This is a genomic window from Streptomyces sp. NPDC087845 (assembly GCF_044742755.1).
In the GTDB taxonomy this organism is placed as follows: Bacteria; Actinomycetota; Actinomycetes; order Streptomycetales; family Streptomycetaceae; genus Streptomyces.
This window is the reverse complement of sequence record NZ_JBIUVC010000028.1, coordinates 1-19,986: the sequence shown is the minus strand read 5'-3', so window position 1 is coordinate 19,986 and position 19,986 is coordinate 1. Positions and strand designations below refer to the sequence as shown.

Sequence of the window (19,986 nt, the reverse complement as noted above, 5' to 3'; positions counted from 1 at the left end):
TCAGGCCTGCTCGGCGTCCGCGGCCGGGGCGTCGGCGGCGGGGGCCTCGGCGGCAGAGGCCTCGGCAGCGGCCTCGGCCGGCGTCTCGGCGGCGTCCGCGACCTTCTCGGTCTCGGCGGAGGTCTGCACCTCGGCGTCGGCCTTCTTGTCGCCCTCGAGCAGGTCGCGCTCCCACTCGGCGAGCGGCTCGCCGGCGGCCTTCTCGCCCGGCTTCGAGTCACCGGTGGCGGCACCGGAACGGGCGATGAGGCCCTCGGCGACGGCGTCGGCGATCACGCGGGTGAGCAGGGTGACGGAGCGGATCGCGTCGTCGTTGCCCGGAATCTTGTAGTCGACCTCGTCGGGGTCGCAGTTGGTGTCGAGGATCGCGACGACCGGGATGTGGAGCTTGCGCGCCTCACCGACGGCGATGTGCTCCTTCTTGGTGTCGACGATCCAGACGGCGCTCGGCACCTTCTGCATCTCGCGGATACCACCGAGGGTCTTCTCCAGCTTGGCCTTCTCGCGGGAGAGGACCAGGAGCTCCTTCTTGGTGAGGCCGGAGGCGGCCACGTCCTCGAAGTCGATGAGCTCGAGCTCCTTCAGACGCTGAAGGCGCTTGTAGACGGTGGAGAAGTTGGTGAGCATGCCACCGAGCCAACGCTGGTTGACGTACGGCATGCCGACGCGCGTCGCCTGCTCGGCGATGGCCTCCTGGGCCTGCTTCTTGGTACCCACGAACATGATGGAGCCGCCGTGGGCGACGGTCTCCTTGACGAACTCGTAGGCGCGGTCGATGTACGACAGCGACTGGAGCAGGTCGATGATGTAGATGCCGTTGCGCTCGGTGAAGATGAAGCGCTTCATCTTCGGGTTCCAGCGACGGGTCTGGTGACCGAAGTGGACGCCGCTTTCCAGCAGCTCCCGCATCGTGACGACGGCCATGGCCGTACTCCTTGAGGTACTCGGTTGCCGCGACAGCAGGATTGCTGTCGCGCCTGACGCCCCGACGCGCCGTGCCACAAGGGACCGAGGAGCGCGGCCACCGTCCGCAGAGAGGGAGGTGGCGGGGCGTGCGAAGTCGACCCGGTGACCCGGATCGCCATAGGAAGTGTACGGGACGGTCCGGGCACCGGGTGACGGCGTTGTCCACAACCGGTCGGTAGTCCACAGATCCGGTTCATGATCCCCGCGAATCCGCGCGGCGCGGGACCGTTCTGCCATGCGATGCACACCTGGCCCGACCGTCTCCCTCTTCCTGCGCGGACTCCGGTTCCGCGAGCCCGCGCTCGTGGCGGTGACGGCCCTCCTCACGACGGTGGCGACCCTCCTCGCGGCGCTGTGCGGCACGCAGGCCGCGGCGGCAGCGACGGCGGGGTCCGCGCCCCCAGCCGTGTGGCCGCTTGCCGGGCGGCCCGCGGTCGTACGGGGCTGGGAGCCGCCGGCCGGCCCGTACGGGCGCGGTCACCGCGGGGTGGACCTCGCCGCGCAGCCGGGTACGGCGGTGCTCGCCGCGGCCTCGGGCCGGGTCTCGTTCGCCGGGTCCGTGGCGGGGCGCGGGGTGGTGGCGATCGAGGTGTCGGGGACCGGCGATCCGCCCCTGCGGACCACGTACGAGCCGGTGCGCGCGCTGGTCGAGGAGGACGAGGAGGTGGCGGCGGGACAGGTCGTGGCGATCGTGGAGGCGGGGCCCTTCCACTGCGCGTCGGGGTGTCTGCACTGGGGGCTGCGGCGCGGTGACGCGTATCTGGATCCGCTGTCGCTGCTGCCACCCGGACTGCTGCGGCGCGGACCGTCCCGGCTGCTGCCGGTGTTCGGCGTGCCGGAGCCGCGGTCCTCGGCCGAGGGGGCCGGGGACGGACTCGCCGCCCCCGGCGTTCTGCTCGCCGTCGCCGCGGTGCGGCGCCGACGTCAGTCCTGTACGCCCCGCACGCCTCGCAGGACCATGGCAACGGCGGTGTCCGCGATCACGCCCGGCTCCTCCGCCACACCGAGTTCGATACGCCGCACCGCGGCGTCCACCGAGCCCTGCAGCAGCATCGCCGCCAGCCTCGGCTGTTCATGGCCGAGGTCGCCGAGCGCCTCGACGATCATGGCGATCAGCCCGCCGTGCGCGGCCCTGATCTTCTCGCGGGCGCCCGCGTCCAGTTCGCTCGCCGAGATCGCGACGACCGCCCGGTGGCGGCGGTCACCCACGAGATCGAGCTGCCGTCGCACGTAGGCCTCGATCTTCGCCTCCGGCGTGGTGGCCTGCTCCATCGCGCTCTCGACCTCGGCCGCCCAGACGGGGAAGTCGACGGCGCAGAGCTCTTCGACGACGGCCGCACGGGAGCGGAAGTACTCATACACGGAGGACCTGGCGAGGCCCGTGCGTTCGGCGAGGGCAGGGAAGGTCAACGCTTCCGTACCGCCCTCGGACAGCAGGGAGCGGGCGGCGTCCAGGAGGGCGCCGCGCTGCATGGTCCGGTGCTCGGCCACCGAGGCCGCTCGAATCCTGGGCACCCGTCCACTCTACGGCGACCGGTGTTCGAGAGGGCGCGTACGGCCCCGATCGGTGGCCGAAGCGGCCAGGGTCCGCAGCGGCCGCCCGGTGGCCTCAGCGTCCGGCGTCGGCCAGTTTCGCCCGCAGTTGCAGCACCGATTTGGTGTGGATCTGGCTGACACGACTCTCGGTGACCCCGAGCACGTTGCCGATCTCGGCGAGGGTGAGGCCCTCGTAGTAGTAGAGCGTGACGACTGTCTTCTCGCGCTCCGGAAGAGTATTGATCGCCCGGGCGAGCAGCCGTCTGAGCTCACGGCCCTCGGCGACCTCCACCGGATCGTCGGCGGCGGTGTCCTCGAGCGTGTCCATCAGGCTCAGCCGGTCGCCGCCCTCGCCACCGACATGCAGCAGCTCCTCCAGCGCGACCACGTTCGCCAGCGACAACTGGCTGAAAACCGCGTGCAGTTCCTCCAGCGCGATGCCCATTTCCGCAGCGACCTCCGGCTCGGAAGGGGTGCGTCGCAGCTGCGCCTCCAGCGTGGCATAGGCGCGTTCCACGGCCCGCGCCTTCTGGCGCACCGAGCGCGGGATCCAGTCCAGCGCCCGGAGTTCGTCGATCATCGCGCCCCGGATGCGGGTGATCGCGTACGTCTCGAATTTGATCGCGCGCTCGATGTCGAACTTCTCGATCGCGTCGATCAGTCCGAAGACGCCCGAGGAGACGAAGTCCGCCTGCTCGACATTGGAAGGCAGGCCCACGCTCACCCGGCCCGCGACGTACTTCACCAGCGGCGAGTAGTGCAGGATCAGCTGCTCCCGCAGCCGCTCGTCGCCCGTGGACTTGTATGAACGCCACAACTCGTCGAGCGAGGAGGGGGCGGGGGGACGCACAGTGCCACGCGCAGCCGGTGGTACTGCCGCGCGGTCAGACCCGGAGGTGTGCTGGGGCATGTGGTGCCTTGAGCCGTTCTGCTGTGGAGTGCGGGGGGACTTGTGTCTGAGTCGGGATCCTTGTGAGCGTAGCGTGACCGAGGCGTTGCGGTCCGCGCAGGCCTGCGGATCGGCACTGCGCGATTCCGGCCGGTCGAACATGACTGAAGTCCGGGGCCGTCGCGGTGTGCGCCGGCCCCGGAGGCGTCGCTGAAGGATCCGCCGAGGTCATCGGCATCACCTTTTCACCCGAATGCTCCAGGTCAAGTACCGCCTCGCCGCGCGTCGCCATTGCATATACGCCGCGGCGTCAACTGCCATCCATCGCCCTCGCGTTCGACGAACCCCAGTGAGTGCAGTTCGTACAGCCTGCCGAGTGCTTCGTCGACGCTGGTTCCCGCCGCGCGGGCCACGTCTCGCCCGCCGGCGGCGCCGCGGGACGGCAGCGCATCGAGGATCCTGGCGGAGACCGCGTCCAGCAGATCCCTGGGGTGTACGGGGCCGCGCCTGGCCGGAGCGAGTTCGCCGATGTCCCCCACGAGTTCGGCGATCTCCGCGGCGTCCGTCACCAGGACCCCCTCCCCGCGCAGGAGCTCATGGACTCCTGCCGACAACCCGCTGGTGGCGGGTCCCGGCACGCCCATGGTGAAGCGGCCGAGCCGCTGCGCGCTGCGTGCGGTGACCAGCGAACCGCTGCGATATTCGGCCTCGACCACGACGGTCCCGCGCGTCAACGCGGCGATGACGCGGTTCCGGAGAATGAATCTGCTGCGGGTCGGATGATCGGACGGTGGTAATTCGCCGATGACGAGACCCTGTTCCGCCATCCGCCCGATCAGCTCGGCGTGTCCCCGGGGATAGGCGACGTCCACTCCGCAGGCCAGGACCGCCATCGTCGCCCCGCCGACGGCGAGCGCACCACGATGAGCCGCCCCGTCCACCCCGAACGCCGCTCCCGACACGACCACCCACCCCAGCTCGGCGAGCCCGGCGCCGAGGCTCGCCGCCATGTGGGCCCCGTACGGTGTGCAGGCACGGGCTCCCACGAGGGCGACCGAACGCAGCGCCCAGAGCCGCAGATCGCGTGGCCCCCGCACCCACAGACCGGTCGGCCTGGCGTCCCCCAGGTCGTCGAGCTGGCTGGGCCACTCGCGCTCGCCCGGACAGACGAACCGCCCGCCGAGCGCGGCGACCGCCGCCAGGTCCCGCTCGGGCTCCAAGTCCGCGGCCCGCAACCGGTATCCGGCGAGGCGTTTCGGAGTCATGCCGTTCAGTTGCTCCGCGGCCCCGTCCCCGGTGGTGATCCGCCGTATCAGCTCGACGGCGCCGAGCTCGCGCAGCCATCGGCCCCCGCGCTCGTCCCCAGGTTCCAGGACGCGGGTCAGCGCGGCCCGAGCCAGGCGTTCCCGATCGCTCACCGCCACTCCCGGCCCCGCTTCCGGTTCCGGCCCCGCCTCCGGTCCGGTCCCCGCGCCGTGCTCCGGGCCTTGCCCCGGCGGGCGCCGCGGCCGTTGCCCCGGGCCATGGTCCGCCCGCAGTGTCATGACGCTCCGGCCTTCGTCAGGGCGCCCCGTGGAATCCCGGTCCGCAGTTCCAGCGCCACCGCGATGTCGGACGCCTCCGGACGACCGGCACCGCGCAGATCGGCGACCGTCCATGCCACCCTGAGCACCCGGTCCAGGCCGCGAGCGGTGAGCATGCCGCGCTCCATGTCCCGTTCGGCCTCCAGGAGCGCTCCCGGTGCCGCGACCAGCCGGGTCCGCAGCTCATGGCCGGGCACCTCGCTGTTGGTCGTCCACGCCGTGCCGGCCAACCGCTTCGCCGCCCGTGCCCTGGCCGCCTGGACGCGGGCCGCGACGGTGGCCGTCGTCTCGCCCCTGCCGCCGTGCCCCATCAGGTCCGCGCGTCCGACGGGATCGACGGCCACCCGCAGATCCACCCGGTCGAGCAGCGGCCCGGAGAGTCTCGCCTGATAACGCCTGACCGTCGACGGCGGGCACTCGCAACCGGCGCCGCTGAGCGAGTGCCGACCGCACGGACAGGGGTTGGCGGCCAGCACCATCAGGAATCTGGCGGGCAGCCGCACCACCCCGGCGCTGCGTGCCACCACCACATGCCCCGACTCCAACGGCTGGCGCAGGGCGTCCAGCACCCGCATGGAGAATTCCGGCGCCTCGTCCAGAAAGAGAATTCCCCTGTGCGCGAGGGATACCGCACCCGGCCGCGGCAGCCCGTTGCCCCCGCCGACCAGCGACTGCATCGTCGCCGAGTGGTGCGGTGCGCAGTACGGCGCGCGGGTGACGAGCGGTTCCCCCGGCGGCAGAATGCCGGCCACGGAGTGCACCGCGGTGACTTCCAGGGACTCCTTTCTGGTGAGCGTCGGCAGGATTGCCGGCAACCGCTCGGCCAGCATGGTCTTGCCGGCTCCGGGCGGTCCGGAGAGCAGCAGGTGGTGACCGCCCGCCGCGGCCACCTCCAGGGCCTTGCGGGGCCGCCGCTGTCCCGCCACGTCCGCGAGGTCCGGCGAATTGCCGTCCCCCTGCCCGGTCCCCCGGGCGAGCCCGGTGCCGATGCCCGCGCCGGGCACCATCAGCCCGGCCAGCAGGGTGTCGGGGCGCCCGTCGTCATCGGGCCGCTGCTCCTCCGGCACGGGCTCGTCGCAGAGCACCGCGATCAGCTGCCGCAGGCTCCGCACCCCGAGAACCGAGACCCCGGGCACCAGCGCCGCCTCCCCCGCGGTCTGCTCGGGCACGACGACCTGGCGGTATCCGGCGTCCGCCGCGGCGAGCACGGCGGGCAGCACCCCGCGCACCGGCCGCACCCGGCCGTCCAGCCCGAGCTCACCGATCATCACCACATCGGCGACGGACGCCGGATCGATCCGCTCGGCCGCTCCCAGCACCGCGCAGGCGACCGCCAGATCAAAACCGGAGCCGCCCTTCGGCACCGAAGCCGGTGACAGACCCACCGTGAGCTTCTTCTGCGGCCACTCGGCCCCGGAATTCACCACCGCGGCCCTGACCCGGTCCCGGCTCTCCACCAGGCTCTTGTCCGGCAGCCCCACCAGGGTGAACGCGGCCACCCCCGCCTCCAGGTCCGCCTGGACCTCCACCACCACGCCCTCGACACCGACGAGCGCCACCGAACACGCCCGTGCGAACCCCATCAGGCCACCCCGCGCGCATGCTCGACAACGGGCGCCCCTCGCCTGGGCAGTACCACGCCGACCAGGTCGATCCGGACCCCGCCGGACGGCGGGCCGCCGTGCCGGTGGAGCCAGATCCCGGCCAGCCGTCGCAGCCGCTCCGCCTTGACCGGGGTGACGGCTGCCATCGGATGCTCGAAGGCACCCTTCCTGCGGGTCTTCACCTCGCAGACCACGAGTGCGCCGGCGTCCATCGCGACGATGTCGATCTCACCGGCACGACAGCGCCAGTTCCGTTCCAGTACGGACATACCGGCGTCGGTCAGCAGCCGCGCTGCCAGATCCTCGCCGTACCGCCCGAGTGCCCCCCGTGCGTTCATATCGGCACCACCTCCGGGACCGACTCTGACGCGTTCGGTCCCGGCTCGTGGATCTTGGTGGACAACTCCGGGATTGTGGACAACCCGACCACCCGAAGGTGGGAATCAACCCCCCGAGGCGGAGTCAGTCCCCGGAAGGGGGAATCATTCCTCGGAAGCGGGAATCAATCCTTCCCGTATCCCCGCGGAGAACGGGCTCAGCCGCCCGGAAGTTCAAGATCGCTCTTGTTGAGCTCCTCGATGTTGACGTCCTTGAACGTCAATACCCGTACCTGCTTGACGAAGCGTGCGGGCCGGTACATGTCCCAGACCCAGGCGTCCGCCATGGAAACTTCGAAAAACACCTCGCCCTGAACCGAGTGCACCTGCATCTCGTAGTCGTTGGTGAGGTAGAAGCGCCGTTCGGTCTCGATCACATATTTGAACAGACCGACGACATCTCGGTACTCCCGGTAGAGCTTCAGCTCCATCTCGGTCTCGTACTTTTCGAGGTCCTCGGCGCTCATTGGCATGTTCCCCTTCAGCCGTGCGTGCCCCCATTGTGCGCCAGACCCCGGCGCCCCTGGGCGCTTAGGCGATTTCGGGGGCCAGGACCAGTGGCGTACGCGGAGGACCCTCGTCGAGCAGCGTGCGCAGCAGCTCGGCGAGCCTGGTCGGGTACACCGTCTCACGCGCCGCCGACAGTTCGGCGGAGGTCCACCACCTCAGACCCGTGACGCTGCGCTGCTCCAGCCCGGTCAGCCCACTGGTGTCGGTGGCGGTCTGCGTCGTACGTGCCAGGTAGTACCACTCGTCCTGGTCCCAGCGGCGCCCGTCGAACGGGAACGAGCACATCCGTTGCCAGAGCAGCGGGCCCAGCTCGACCTCGGTGATCCCGGTCTCCTCGGCGAGTTCGCGAAGCGCGGCCTGCTCCCGGGTCTCCTCGCCCTCCAGGCCGCCCCCCGGGGTGAACCACCAGGTGCTCGCGGGGTCCTCCGGTTCGAACCCGTGCACGAGGAGGATGCGGTCGTCGGGATCCAGGAGCACCACCCGGGCGACCTTCCGCTTCTCAGTGTGCACCGGTCGCTGCCCCTGCCCGCCTGCTCTGTGCCGATCGCGTGGACCGTGCCGCGATCGGGCCGTACGCGGCACCGCCGAGGATGAGCACCACACCGGCCACCACGGCACCGAGCTGCAACCGCAGCGGCCCCGGTGACGACACCCCGCCCGGGAGGGTGGCGAAGGCCTGCGGCCGCCCGATCATGCCGCCCATCGGCCAGGCGACGGCGTCCACCCGGGCCTGCACCGCGCTGCGCGGCACGGAGCCCTGTCCCGGGTCGTCCAGATGGACCCGCGAGTCCAGCGAGGAGGCGCGCTCGTCACCGAGCAGGAAGAGCTGTCCCTCGGGCACGTCCGCCGTGAAGTCGTTCACCGAGGCGAGGTTTTTGGTGTGCAGATACGGTTCCTCAATGGATGTGCCGTTGACGGTGAGCCGGCCCTTGTCGCAGCAGGCGATCTTGTCGCCGCCGATCCCGACGACCCGCTTCACCATCGGTACCGCGCCCCACGCCGGATCCGTGAAGACCACCACGTCGCCGCGGTGCACCTCGCTGCCGTCGATCCGCTGGGCGAGCACCCGGTCGCCGGCGTGCACCGTCGGCGTCATCGACGCGGTCGGCACGGTGTACGGCCGGTACACCACGGCTCCCCAGGCGAAACCGCCGAGGAAGAGCACACAGCCGACGGCCACGGCCAGCCCCGACAGCTTGCTGCCGAGCCGACCGTGGCCGTCACCCGTACTTCCTGTTCCACTCATCCCAGCGCCCCCACCTCGGAGATCGACACCCGCTGATCCGAGTCGGCACACTACCCGGCGGTACGCCCGCTGGTCAGCCTCCTGCGACGCCACAGCACAATGGGGATCGCACCGGCCGCACCGAGCGCTCCGGGCGCCAGGCCCATCGCCGCGTTGATCCCCGGCTGGTCGAAGGTCTTCGGGACGGGCAGCGTCGCCCAGCGGTTGATCGGCCACGCCACGACGATGGCCCGGCCGACGACCTCGTCGTCGGAGACCGTGCCGCCGCCCGGCAGCTCCTGGTGGTAGCGGGAGTCGAGGGAGTTCTGACGGTGGTCGCCCATCACCCAGATCCGGCCCTCGGGCACCTTGATCGGGCCGAACGGCTCGTCGTTGCAGGCGGTGTTCCCCGGGAAGATGAACGACTTGTCGTCCAGAGCCTTGCCGTTGACGACGACAGGGCCGTCCTTCTTGCACTCCACCGTGTCGCCACCGACCGCGATGACCCGCTTGATGAGGTCCTTCTCCTCGGCGGACGGCATCAGTCCGATGAAGCTGAGGAACTTCTGCACCACATTCGGATTGGCCGCCTGGGTGTCCTCCAGCCAGCCGCCCGGGTCGTGGAAGACCACGACCTCGCCCCGCTTGGGCTCCGCGCCGAACCACGGGGTCAACTTGTCGACCAGCACCCGGTCGCCCCGCTGGAGCGTGTTCTGCATCGAGTCCGAGGGGATGGAGAACGCCTGCACCAGAAACGTCTTGATCAGCAGCGCGAGAACCAGCGCGATACCGATGAGCAGAGGCAGCTCCTTCCAGAAGGAGCGCGGCTTCTTCAGGGCCGTACCGCCGCTGTCCGGAGAGTCGCCGTCACTCTCCGTACGGCCTGTCGCCCCGGCTGACTCGACATTCTCCGGATTTTCCGGCCGGTCCTCGGGTTCCTCGTGTCCGGATCGTGCGCCGACCGCCAAATCCCCCACATCCACTCCTTACTCCGTGCCACCGCCCGCGCCCTAGCCGGTGCAGGCCCACCACTCCCATAACGAGCGGGAGTTCCGCAGGGGTCGGGAGAGGGATCATTCCGTTGGGATCCTTGGACAACACACTATTCGACGGGCCCGAAACAGCGGCCGTCCCGGCGCGCGCGTCAGGGACCGAGTCGAATGTCTCCGGTTCCTCCAGTTTTCGCCAGTGCCCGAAGGGCCAGGCGATGACCACAGCACGTCCCACGACCTCGTCCTCGGAAACCGTTCCGTGCCCCGGCTCGTCCAGGTGATAGCGCGAATCGGCCGAATCCGACCGATGGTCGCCCATCACGAAGATCCGGCCGGCCGGAACCTTTACCTCGAATTTGATGAGGGAGGGCGGATTGCCGGGGTTCAGATAGGGCTCGTCGAGCGGTACGCCGTTGACGGTGATCCGGCCGCCCTTGTCACAGCACTTCACGGTGTCGCCGCCGACCGCGACCACCCGCTTGATCAGATCCTGCTCGTCGTCCGACGGCAGCAGCCCGATGAAGGTCAGGGCTTCCTTCATCTGTTTGACGACGACGGGCGGGGTCTTCTTGTCGGCGTTCTCCTGCTTCAGCCAGTGGTCCGGGTCCTTGAAGACGACCACATCGCCGCGCTGGGGCCGGGATCCGAACCAGGGGGTCAGTTTGTCGACGAGCACCCGGTCGCCGATCCGGATGGTCTGCTCCATCGATCCCGACGGGATCACGAAGGCCTGCACCAGGAAGGTCTTGAGCACGAGCGCGATCAGCAGCGCCACGGTGATGAGGAGGGGTATCTCCCGGACGGCCGACCGGCGCCGCCGCCGCGCGACCTTGCGGGCCAGTCTGCGCCGCTCCGCCCTGGTCGGCAGCGAGCGCGCGGCCGTCGGCCGGGGGCCGGTCGACGGCGGTATCTCCGAGTCGGCGGCCCCACCCTGCCCCCGGTCGCGGCTACTCATGGGCACCGCCCGGCGCCCGTACACCGGAGAAGGCCGCGCTGCCCGGCAGCGAGCCCAGCCGGCCCAGCGGCCAGCCGATCCAGTCCACCCGGCCGATCACCCTGCCGACCGGGACCATGCCACCGCCCGGCTCTCCCAGGTGGTCGCGCGAGTCGCGGGAATTGCTGCGGTGGTCGCCCATCATCCACAGCGTGCCGTCGGGGACCACGATGTCGAAGCGCACCCGGGACGGCACATCGCCCGGGTACAGATAGTCCTCGTCGACCGGGTGGCCGTTCACCTCGACCCTTCCCCGTTTGTCGCAGCAGACCACCCGGTCGCCCCCCACGCCCACCACCCTCTTCACGTAGTCGGTCTCGGCGGGCTCCACCAGGCCCAGGGACGCTGCCGCGCCGTGCAGCAGTCCGGTGACGGGGTTCTCCCGGGGCGGCTCCCGCACGAAGGAACCGGTGCCGTCGAAGACCACCACGTCGCCGCGGCGCGGTTCGGAGCCGAAACGGTACGCCAGTTTGTTCACCAGCACCCGGTCCCCCACCCGCAGGGTGGACTCCATCGAGCCGCTGGGGATCAGGAAGGGCTGCACCACGAAGGCGCTGACGAGCAGCACGAAGACCGAGCAGACGGCTCCGAGCACGGCGGTCCGCCGCCACGACGTCGAGGTGGTCAACCGCTCGGGGATACGCGAGGAGCGCGACCCCTCCTCCGACCCTGCTGCGGGTGCGAAGGAGCGGTCGCGCTCCGAGGGCTTGGCTTCCGTGTCCATCGGGGCCAGAGCTTAACCGGCCGCCCTGTGGACCTGGGAGTCAGCTCAGTTGTCGCGCTTCTCCTTGATCTTCGCGGCCTTGCCGCGCAGCTCACGGAGGTAGTACAGCTTGGCGCGGCGGACGTCACCGCGGGTGACGAGCTCGATCTTCTCGAAGATCGGGCTGTGCACCGGGAAGGTGCGCTCGACGCCGACGCTGAAGGAGACCTTGCGGACCGTGAAGGTCTCGCTGACGCCCGAGCCCTGGCGGCGGATGACCACGCCCTTGAACTGCTGGATACGGGAGCGGTTGCCCTCGATCACTCGCACGTGGACGTTGACGGTGTCACCGGGGCGGAACGCCGGGACGTCGGTACGCAGCGATGCGGCGTTGACGCCATCGAGCAGGGAAGCCATGTTGTCTGCTTTCTTCGCCGATGCCACAGGTCATCGGCGGGAGTTCGTGAGGAGATGGGAGTGCTGATCGCGCCGGACGGGCGTCGGGACCACCCCCATGCGCACGGGGGTCACAACGGTCGCTTTCCCCCTGTGGCAGGGGCGCACGTCGGACGTACAGCAGCGGCCTATTGTTCCACGGCCTCGGGCCTGCGCCAAAATCGGCCCCCGGGCTCCGGTGACCAGCCGAGGATGGAGAGGATCTCGCGGTCCTTCTTGTCGAAGCCGCTCGCCTCGCAGCGCTCGATCAGATCGGGTCGGTGGAGCGCGGTGCGACGGAACGCCTCGTCCCGCCGCCAGCGGGCGATCTTCCCGTGGTGCCCGCTGAGCAGGACGTCCGGGACGCCCCTGCCGCGCCACTCGGGCGGCTTGGTGTAGACGGGTCCCTCCAGCAGGTCGGCCATCGCGCCGGGGGCGAACGAGTCGTCCCGGTGCGACTCGGCGTTGCCGAGCACGCCGGGCAGCAGCCGGGCCACCGCCTCCGTGATCACCAGTACCGCGGCCTCCCCGCCGGCCAGCACGTAGTCACCGATGGATACCTCGACGACCGGCACGCGGGTCGCGTACTCGTCCATCACCCGTCGGTCGATGCCCTCGTAGCGGGCCGGAGTGAAGATCAGCCACGGCCGCCCGGAGAGCTCGACGGCGAGCTCCTGGGTGAACGGACGGCCGCTGGGCGTGGGCACCACGAGCACCGGGGAGTGCGCCCCCGCCTCGTACCCGGACGCCAGCGCGTCGTCCAGCGCCTCGCCCCACGGCTCGGTCTTCATGACCATGCCGGGGCCGCCGCCGTACGGGGTGTCGTCGACCGTGTTGTGCCGGTCGTGCGTCCAGTCACGCAGGTCGTGCACGTGCACGTCGAGGCGGCCGCGCGCGCGGGCCTTGCCGACGAGGGAGACGTTCAGCGGCTCCAGGTACTCCGGGAAGATCGTGACGACGTCGAGGCGCATCAGGCGTCCTTCCCGGTGCCGGGCGCCTCGTCCCCGCCGCTCTCTTCGTCGCGCGAGGAGTCGATCACGGCCTGGCTCTCGTCGATCAGACCGGGCGGCGGGGTGATCACCGCGCGCTGCTCGTCGAGATCGATCTCGGTGACGATCTCCTCGACGAAGGGGATCATCACCTCGCTGCCGTCGGGCCGCTCGACGATGAAGAGGTCCTGGGACGGGAGATGCGTGATCTCGGTGATCCGGCCGACCTCGGTGCCGTCGGCGAGGACCACATCGAGGTCCATGAGCTGGTGGTCGTAGAACTCCTCGGGGTCCTCGGGGAGTTCCGCCGGGTCGACGTCGGCGATCAGGAGCGTGTTGCGCAGGGCCTCGGCAGCCGTACGGTCGCGTACGCCCTCGAAGCGCAGCAGCAGCCGTCCGCTGTGCACCCGGCCGGTCTCGATCGTCAGCGGTCCGGCGCCGGCCGGTTCGGTGGCGAGTACGGCCCCGGGCGCGAGCCGCAGCTCCGGCTCGTCCGTACGCACCTCGACGGTGACCTCGCCCTTGATGCCATGGGCACGGCCGATCCGCGCGACTACCAACTGCACCTTGTGTCTCTCCTGTCATACGACGACGGGCCGGGGCGGGCGCTTGGCCCTCCCCGGCCCGTGCCGGTGTTCAACTCTGTCAGCGAACCTGATCCACATCGACGAGGTCGACGCGGATGCCACGGCCGCCGATGGCGCCCACGACGGTACGCAGCGCGCGAGCGGTGCGGCCGTTGCGGCCGATCACCTTGCCGAGGTCGTCGGGGTGGACCCGGACCTCCAGCACGCGACCGCGGCGCAGGTTGCGCGAAGCGACCTGCACATCGTCAGGGTTGTCGACAATGCCCTTCACGAGGTGCTCGAGAGCCTCCTCGAGCATGCTCAGGCCTCGGTCGACTCGGCGGGCGCAGCCGCGTCAGCAGCCTCGTCCGCCTTCTTGTCGGACTTCTTCGCCTTCTGCGTGATGGCCTCGCCCTTGGACTCCTCGCCGGTGTCCTTGGCCAGGGCCTCGAACAGGGCGCGCTTGTCAGCCTTGGGCTCCGGCTGCAGCAGCGGCGCGGGGGCCGGAAGACCCTTGTGGGCCTGCCAGTCACCGGTGAGCTTCAGGATCGCGAGAACCGGCTCGGTCGGCTGGGCGCCGACGGACAGCCAGTACTGCGCACGCTCCGAGTTGACCTCGATGCGCGAGGGGTTCTGCACCGGGTGGTACAGGCCGATCTCCTCGATGGCCCGGCCGTCACGGCGGGTACGGGAGTCGGCGACGACGATGCGGTAGTGAGGCGAACGGATCTTGCCCAGACGCTTCAGCTTGATCTTGACTGCCACGGAAGTGGTGTCTCCTGGTCTATGACGTGGTTGGGCACAACGAAGATGCCACGTGGGGTTGCGGTACTCGGGTGCCCGATGGACGCGTCAGCCGGAGGAGAGAGGGGTCCTGTGCGACTGTCGAGTACAGCTAGCTATTGTGCCACACCGCATCGGGTCACCCCACCGCGACCGCGGCTTCGGGGATGCGGAACGGCTTTCCGCAGCCGCCGCAGACGATCGGCGCCTGCGCCAGCACCGACGGGACGACCCGCACATTGCGTCCGCAGTCGCAGACGGCCTTGACGCGGACGCCCCCACCGGAGGAGCCGTGCCGGGCGGCCGGCCCGCGGAAGGAACGCTTGGTGTCGGCGGCGGTGGCGACCGTGTGCGCCTTGAGGGCGCGCTGCAGCCGCTCGATCGTCGGGCGGTACCTCCGCTTGGCCTCGGGGTTGAGCGCGACCAGCGAGAAACCGCTGCTGGGGTGGGGCTCCTCGGCGTGGTCGAGGCCCAACTCCTCGGCGATCGCGAGGAATCGTCGGTTGTGGTAACGGCCGGCCCGCGAGGTGTCGCGGACACCTCTCGCGGCGGCGATGCCATGGACTGCCTCATGGAGCAGTCGTTCGAAGGAGAGCTCGGCGCCGCAGGCGGACGAGGACTCTCCGATCAGGGACTCGGGCGCGGCTAGATCCGGCAGCTCGGGGTGGTACCGCTGAATGTCGGCCCACGCCTGCGCCAGCTCTGCGGCAAGTACAGGTGGTGTCGTGCTCACGTCGTGACAACGAGCGCGAGTGCCCCGGTGTTCCGATTCCGGGCCATCCCAAATATTTTGCACGTACCAGTCAGTTGCCGTTGATGCGTCCTGACGAGGGCGGGTGCGCAGATCTGCGGAGAAGTCTCACAGCTCACACCAAGGTGGTACGTAGCGGCCCGTACGCCCGGACGCGCAGAAAGCAGCGTGGAGAGCAACCGTACGCCGGGCCGTCCGTCGGCCCGGGAGGCGGGTGGCGCGTCAGTAGGCGCGGGCCACCAGGGCGACAGTACCGGGGGCGTCGTCCGAATCCGGCACCGACCCGTCCTCGGCGACCAGGCACCGCACGGACACCCCGTGCTCCGCGAGCCGGGCCTCCCCCGCCGGGCCGAGGGCCGACCAGGCGATACGCGCCCAACCGCCCGCCGCCGCCGCTTCCACGGCCTCCTCGACCGACGCGACCTCGCTGGTGGCCGACTCGCGCCTGCTCCGGGACTCCCACAGCAGGGCTGCCTGATCCTCCTCCAAAACGGCCGGGAGAAGCGCGGCCAGGGCCTCGATCGCCACCGGTTCCTTTCCGCCCGGGACGCGCCGGGCCAGCATCGCGGTGCCGTTCTCCAGATCACGCGGGCCGACCTCGATCCGTACCGGCACGCCCTTCAGCTCCCAGTCGACCGCGCGGCGGCCGAACGGGACGTCGGTGCGGTCGTCGACCTCGGCCCTGATCCCGGCGGCGCGCAGCCGCTCCCCGATCGACCGGACCGCGGCCAGTACCGCGTCGCCCTCCTTGACCGCGAGGACGACGGCCTGGACGGGGGCGAGACGCGGCGGCACCCGGAGGCCGTGATCGTCGCCGTGCGCCATGATCAGGCCGCCGACCATGCGGGTCGACGAGCCCCAGGAGGTCTGCCAGACGAGCTCCTGCCTGCCCTCCCTGGACAGATAGCTGGTGTGGAAGGCCCTGGCGAAATTGGTGCCGAGTTCGTGGCTCGTACCCAGTTGCAGGGCCTTGCCGTCCCGCATCATTCCTTCGAGCGTCAGGGTGTTGACGGCCCCCGCGAAGCGCTCGGCCGGGGTCTTGCGGCCCAGGACCACATCGATGGCCAGGACATTGACCATGAAGTCCGCGTAGACGTCCCGGTGGATGTGCGCGGCGTAGTCGCGGGCCTCCTCGTACGTGGCGTGGGCGGTGTGGCCCTCCTGCCAGAGGAACTCCGTCGTGCGGAGAAAGACCCGCGGGCGCATCTCCCAGCGCACGACGTTGGCCCACTGGTTGATCAGCAGCGGCAGATCGCGGTGGCTCTGGACCCATTTCGAGAAGTACTCGTTGATGATCGTTTCGGACGTCGGCCGCACCACCACGGGCTCTTCGAGCTCTTTTCCACCGGCGCGGGTCACGATCGCGAGCTCCGGTGCGAAGCCCTCGACGTGCTCGGCCTCGCGTGTCAGGTAAGACTGGGGGATGAAGAGCGGGAAGTAGGCGTTCCGGGCGCCGGCCTGTTTGATCCGGGCATCCATCTCCTGCTGCATCCGCTCCCACAGGCCGTATCCGTACGGCCGGATGACCATGGTGCCGCGCACCGGACCGTTGTCCGCGAGTTCGGCCTTGTTGATCAGATCCTGGTACCAGCGGGGAAAGTCCTCGGCCTGGGGCGTGAGAACGGGTGCCTTTGCCATGGCGCGCATCGTACGGCGACACCGCCCACCACACGGAGCGACGGGCCCTGCCTCCACGGACCGGACCCACGGGCGCATCACCGCAGCACACAACCATTGCCATCAGACCTCTGGACGCGGGCGCGGATGCGCAGTTCTCTGACATACGGGGGGGAACGGGCGCAGACACGCAGGGGGGAGCATCCACTCGGGCACGACCGATCGGACACGACCGACCTCTCGGCGGATTGGGGCGCTTCCATGACACCAACGCTCGTCCGGCACCACAGCTACGCGGACACGGCCACCCCTGTGGACCCGGGGACCCGTGCCCGGGACTGGGCCGAGATCCAGGAGCGGATGCTCGCACCGCTGTACGAAGCGGTGTACGAGCGGCTTGAAGTGGGAACCGGGACCCGGCTGCTCTCCCTCGGCTGCGGCTCCGGTCTCGCGCTGCTGATCGCGGCCGCGCGCGGGGCGCGCGTCACGGGCGTCGACAGCGATTCCGAACGGCTGGCACTCGCGCGGGCCCGGCTGCTGCCCGGTGCGGGGAACGACGCCGGACTCCCGGCCGGGCACGCCCGGCTCCTCGACGGTGATCCGTCCGCGGCCGCCCCGGCCGACGGAGCCCCGTACGACCTGATCACGGCGTTCACCCCGATCGGCTGCTCGTCCGGTGACGGCGAACGACTCGTGGACGCGCTGCGAGCCGCCGTGCCGCTGGCCGCCCGGGGCGGCACGGTCGTGCTGACCGCGTGGGGGCCGCCGGAACGGTGTGCGACGGCGCCGGTACTGCGGGTGGCGGGCCGGTTCTCCGACGATTCCGGGGCGCCGCGCGGCGGTGGCTGGCGGCCGTGGGAGCGGGACGATCTGGAGGAAGTGGCGTTCCGGTCGGGTCTGAACCCGGACGGCTCGGGCCGGGTGGCGTGCCCGTTCGGGTACGCGGACGTCGACAGCGCGGTACGCGGGCTGCTGTCGACGCGGCTCTTCGACGCGGCGGTACGGGCGACGGACCGGGGCCAGGTGGCGAAAGAGGTCGCGGAGGCCCTCCATCCGCACCTGCGCCGGGACGGCACGATCTGGATGCCGAACGTCTTCCGCTACCTCGTGTGCACCACCTGAACCCCGCGGGCGCCGTTCGGGCCGCGGCGGCTACTTGGCCAGGCGGGGGATGCCCGCCGCACGGTAGGCCGCGGCCTCGTCCAGCGTCTCGTTCTCCAGCAGTGCCGCGGCCAGCGAGTCCAGCCTGTCCCGGTTCTCGCGCAGGAGCCGGCACGCGGACTCGTAACACTCGTCGACGATGCGCCGCATCTCGCTGTCCACCGCGTCGAGCGTCGCGGGGGCCGCGGAGAGCCCGTACGCCTGCTGGGCATCGCTCGGGATCGCCGTCAGCCTGCCCACCTTCTGGCTCATGCCCCAGCGGCCGACCATGCCGCGGGCCAGATTGGTGACCTGTTCCAGGTCGCTCTCCGCGCCGGTGGTGACCACGCCGAAGACCACCTGTTCGGCGGCCATCCCGCCGAGCGCGCCGATGATACGGCCGCGCAGGTACTCCTCGGTGTAGGCGTACTTGTCGGCGTCCGGCGTCGAGAGGGTGACGCCCAGGGCCCGGCCGCGCGGCACGATGGTGACCTTGCGGACCGGGTCGGCACCCGGCTGGACCATGCCGAGCAGGGCGTGCCCGCTCTCGTGGTACGCGGTCCGGTGGCGCTCCTCGTCCGACATGACCAGCGAGCGTTCCGCCCCCAGCTGGACCTTCTCCAGGGCGTCCGAGAGATCGGACTGGCTGACCTCGGGCTGCCGGCGTTTGACGGCGAGCAGAGCGGCCTCATTGGCGAGGTTGGCGAGATCGGCGCCGGTCATTCCCGGGGTCGTCCCGGCCACCTGGGCCAGGTTCACGTCGTCGGCGAGCGGGATCTGCCGGGTGTGGATCTCCAGGATCGCCTCCCGGCCGGTCCGGTCCGGCGGGCTGACCTGGACGATCCGGTCGAAGCGGCCGGGCCGGGTGAGGGCGGGGTCGAGGACGTCGGCGCGGTTGGTGGCGGCGAGGACGACGACGCCCTCCGAACCGGAGAAGCCGTCCATCTCGGTGAGGATCTGGTTGAGCGTCTGCTCGCGCTCGTCGTGCCCGCCCATGCCGGAGCCACCGCCGCGGGCCCGGCCGATGGTGTCGATCTCGTCGATGAAGACAATGGCGGGGGCGACCTTGCGCGCCTCCGCGAAGAGCTCCCGCACCCGGCTCGCGCCGACGCCGACGATCATCTCGATGAACTCGGAGGCCGATGCCGAGAAGAACGGCACCCCCGCCTCACCCGCGACGGCCCGTGCGAGCAGGGTCTTGCCGGTGCCGGGCGGTCCCGCGAGGAGCACTCCCCCGGGCATCCGGGCGCCCATCTTCCGGTACGCCTGCGGGTTCTTCAGGAAGTCCACGACATCGTTGAGCTCGCCCTCGACCTCGTCGATCCCGGCCACGTCCTCGAAGGTGGTGCGCTTGCCGGCCTCCAGCTCGACGGGCTTGGGCGGGGCCTTGCGCCCGAAGCCGCCCATCCCGCCGCCCATGCCCTTGGCCATCCGCCGGGCGATGAACACCCAGAGCAGGACGAGCAGCAGCATCGGGGCCAGCGAGATCAGCAGGTTGGCGAGGAAGCTGCGCTGCTGGACGACGGGCTCGGCGGTGACCATGACGTCGTCCTTGACCAGTTCGGCCCAGAGGTTGTCGTCCGCGAAGGCGGGCCGCTGGGTGACGAACTTGGTGTACGTCTTGTCGCTTCCCGGGACCTTCGCCTCCTTCTTGAGCTGTCCCTCGATGGCGTCGCCCTTGGAGTAGATCTTGGAGACATTGCCCGAGGTGACCTGCTTGCTGAATTCCGTGTACGCGATCGTGCGCTCCTCCTCCCCGTTGAAGAAGGACAGCACCAGATTGGCGATCAGGTAGACGGCGAGCGCGGTCAGCAGCAGTCCGCCCCAGCCTCCCGGCATCTTCCGGCCCGGTGGCGGGGGCGGCGGCGCACCCTCGGAGCGCCACGGCTGATCGGGTCGGTCGCGGGGAGGTACGGGGGTGGTCACACGCGCTCCTCTGCCGACAGCAACTGAATGTGACATTAGATGAGAAAACGCCCCAGAGCCCCCGGTGGACCCTTCCAGTGGTCCCACCGGGGGAAGCGAGGCCCGATGGATGCCCGTCCGGGCCGCGCGGCGCCGTTGAAGAGGAAGGCGGGCGCGCCGTTCGCGATCACGTCCGCGCAAGGCACCGGAGCTTCCTGCCGCGGCCCGGCTGGGGCCGGGTCGGCCTCGGCCGGGCCGCACGGCGGGCATGCGCAAGGGGCGCCCACCCGCGGTGAGCGCCCCTTGCACATGCCGATGCCGTCGGCCGTTCAGCCCATGAACTTCTTGAACTCGTCGGGCAGCTCGAAGTTCTTGTCGTCCTGCGCCGGCAGACCGAACGCGCCGCCCTGCGCGGCCTGCT

Annotated in this window: 21 protein-coding genes and 1 pseudogene; 2 read left to right on the top strand and 20 right to left on the bottom strand. The window is 70.5% G+C overall.

Annotated features, from left to right (window positions below; genetic code table 11):
- Entirely contained in the window at positions 1–924 is a 924-nt protein-coding gene (gene rpsB, locus ACIOMQ_RS38440; protein ID WP_362209124.1) for a 30S ribosomal protein S2, read from the bottom strand.
- 277 nt (positions 925–1,201) lie between these two features.
- On the opposite strand from rpsB, the pseudogene ACIOMQ_RS38435 reads away from it, so the two are divergent.
- Positions 1,202–1,813 (top strand): annotated as a pseudogene (locus tag ACIOMQ_RS38435) (M23 family metallopeptidase); the annotation flags it as partial.
- A gap of 77 nt (positions 1,814–1,890) precedes the next feature.
- On the opposite strand, the gene ACIOMQ_RS38430 reads toward ACIOMQ_RS38435, so the two are convergent.
- The 18 genes from ACIOMQ_RS38430 to proS all read right to left on the bottom strand — a co-directional run bounded on the left by ACIOMQ_RS38430 (position 1,891) and on the right by proS (position 16,541).
- Positions 1,891–2,457, bottom strand: a complete 567-nt coding sequence (locus ACIOMQ_RS38430) for a TetR/AcrR family transcriptional regulator (RefSeq protein ID WP_389804770.1) — start codon at positions 2,455–2,457, stop codon at positions 1,891–1,893.
- A 118-nt stretch (positions 2,458–2,575) separates the two neighbouring features.
- Complete coding sequence (whiG, locus tag ACIOMQ_RS38425; RefSeq protein ID WP_362209127.1) at positions 2,576–3,412, bottom strand: RNA polymerase sigma factor WhiG; 837 nt, start codon at positions 3,410–3,412, stop codon at positions 2,576–2,578.
- Positions 3,413–3,654: 242 nt separating this feature from the next.
- The gene (dprA, locus tag ACIOMQ_RS38420) at positions 3,655–4,935 is read right to left on the bottom strand and encodes a DNA-processing protein DprA (protein ID WP_401944310.1); all 1,281 of its coding nucleotides are present in this window, start codon (positions 4,933–4,935) and stop codon (positions 3,655–3,657) included.
- Positions 4,932–6,557 (bottom strand): YifB family Mg chelatase-like AAA ATPase, encoded by a 1,626-nt coding sequence (locus tag ACIOMQ_RS38415; RefSeq protein WP_401759174.1) that lies wholly within the window; start codon positions 6,555–6,557, stop codon positions 4,932–4,934. The genes dprA and ACIOMQ_RS38415 overlap by 4 nt, the downstream gene beginning before the upstream one ends.
- On the bottom strand, positions 6,557–6,916 hold the full coding sequence (locus ACIOMQ_RS38410) for a YraN family protein (protein WP_362209134.1): 360 nt from the start codon (positions 6,914–6,916) through the stop codon (positions 6,557–6,559). Before ACIOMQ_RS38410 ends, ACIOMQ_RS38415 begins: the two co-directional genes overlap by 1 nt.
- Positions 6,917–7,113: 197 nt before the next feature.
- Positions 7,114–7,422, bottom strand: a complete 309-nt coding sequence (locus ACIOMQ_RS38405) for a DUF2469 domain-containing protein (protein ID WP_003965949.1) — start codon at positions 7,420–7,422, stop codon at positions 7,114–7,116.
- Between the two features lie 64 nt (positions 7,423–7,486).
- A complete protein-coding gene (locus tag ACIOMQ_RS38400; protein ID WP_401269020.1) occupies positions 7,487–7,975 on the bottom strand; it encodes an NUDIX hydrolase in 489 nt (162 codons plus the stop codon).
- A complete protein-coding gene (lepB, locus tag ACIOMQ_RS38395; RefSeq protein WP_402192416.1) occupies positions 7,965–8,711 on the bottom strand; it encodes a signal peptidase I in 747 nt (248 codons plus the stop codon). The genes ACIOMQ_RS38400 and lepB (ACIOMQ_RS38395) overlap by 11 nt, the downstream gene beginning before the upstream one ends.
- Before the next feature lie 50 nt (positions 8,712–8,761).
- A complete protein-coding gene (gene lepB / locus ACIOMQ_RS38390) occupies positions 8,762–9,658 on the bottom strand; it encodes a signal peptidase I (RefSeq protein WP_362209177.1) in 897 nt (298 codons plus the stop codon).
- Positions 9,558–10,637 carry a signal peptidase I gene (gene lepB, locus ACIOMQ_RS38385; RefSeq protein WP_362209141.1) on the bottom strand — a complete coding sequence of 360 codons (1,080 nt, stop codon included), beginning with the start codon at positions 10,635–10,637 and terminating at the stop codon, positions 9,558–9,560. The genes lepB (ACIOMQ_RS38390) and lepB (ACIOMQ_RS38385) overlap by 101 nt, the downstream gene beginning before the upstream one ends.
- Complete coding sequence (lepB, locus tag ACIOMQ_RS38380; protein WP_401269024.1) at positions 10,630–11,400, bottom strand: signal peptidase I; 771 nt, start codon at positions 11,398–11,400, stop codon at positions 10,630–10,632. Before lepB (ACIOMQ_RS38380) ends, lepB (ACIOMQ_RS38385) begins: the two co-directional genes overlap by 8 nt.
- Positions 11,401–11,445: 45 nt before the next feature.
- On the bottom strand, positions 11,446–11,796 hold the full coding sequence (gene rplS, locus ACIOMQ_RS38375; protein WP_093899094.1) for a 50S ribosomal protein L19: 351 nt from the start codon (positions 11,794–11,796) through the stop codon (positions 11,446–11,448).
- Positions 11,797–11,963: 167 nt separating this feature from the next.
- The gene (trmD, locus tag ACIOMQ_RS38370; RefSeq protein WP_362209148.1) at positions 11,964–12,785 is read right to left on the bottom strand and encodes a tRNA (guanosine(37)-N1)-methyltransferase TrmD; all 822 of its coding nucleotides are present in this window, start codon (positions 12,783–12,785) and stop codon (positions 11,964–11,966) included.
- On the bottom strand, positions 12,785–13,369 hold the full coding sequence (gene rimM, locus ACIOMQ_RS38365) for a ribosome maturation factor RimM (protein WP_362209151.1): 585 nt from the start codon (positions 13,367–13,369) through the stop codon (positions 12,785–12,787). The genes trmD and rimM overlap by 1 nt, the downstream gene beginning before the upstream one ends.
- Before the next feature lie 79 nt (positions 13,370–13,448).
- On the bottom strand, positions 13,449–13,688 hold the full coding sequence (locus tag ACIOMQ_RS38360; RefSeq protein ID WP_005311361.1) for an RNA-binding protein: 240 nt from the start codon (positions 13,686–13,688) through the stop codon (positions 13,449–13,451).
- A 2-nt stretch (positions 13,689–13,690) separates the two neighbouring features.
- On the bottom strand, positions 13,691–14,134 hold the full coding sequence (rpsP, locus tag ACIOMQ_RS38355; RefSeq protein ID WP_037689851.1) for a 30S ribosomal protein S16: 444 nt from the start codon (positions 14,132–14,134) through the stop codon (positions 13,691–13,693).
- A gap of 157 nt (positions 14,135–14,291) precedes the next feature.
- Entirely contained in the window at positions 14,292–14,885 is a 594-nt protein-coding gene (locus ACIOMQ_RS38350; RefSeq protein ID WP_072487235.1) for a hypothetical protein, read from the bottom strand.
- 240 nt (positions 14,886–15,125) lie between these two features.
- The gene (proS, locus tag ACIOMQ_RS38345) at positions 15,126–16,541 is read right to left on the bottom strand and encodes a proline--tRNA ligase (RefSeq protein WP_401944322.1); all 1,416 of its coding nucleotides are present in this window, start codon (positions 16,539–16,541) and stop codon (positions 15,126–15,128) included.
- 240 nt (positions 16,542–16,781) lie between these two features.
- Here proS and ACIOMQ_RS38340 point away from each other — a divergent pair, with 240 nt between their 5' ends.
- Complete coding sequence (locus ACIOMQ_RS38340) at positions 16,782–17,642, top strand: class I SAM-dependent methyltransferase (RefSeq protein ID WP_402192413.1); 861 nt, start codon at positions 16,782–16,784, stop codon at positions 17,640–17,642.
- Between the two features lie 30 nt (positions 17,643–17,672).
- Here the strand turns inward: ACIOMQ_RS38340 and ftsH are convergent, their stop codons facing one another.
- On the bottom strand, positions 17,673–19,586 hold the full coding sequence (gene ftsH / locus ACIOMQ_RS38335) for an ATP-dependent zinc metalloprotease FtsH (protein WP_362209161.1): 1,914 nt from the start codon (positions 19,584–19,586) through the stop codon (positions 17,673–17,675).
- Between the last annotated feature and the right edge of the window lie 400 nt (positions 19,587–19,986).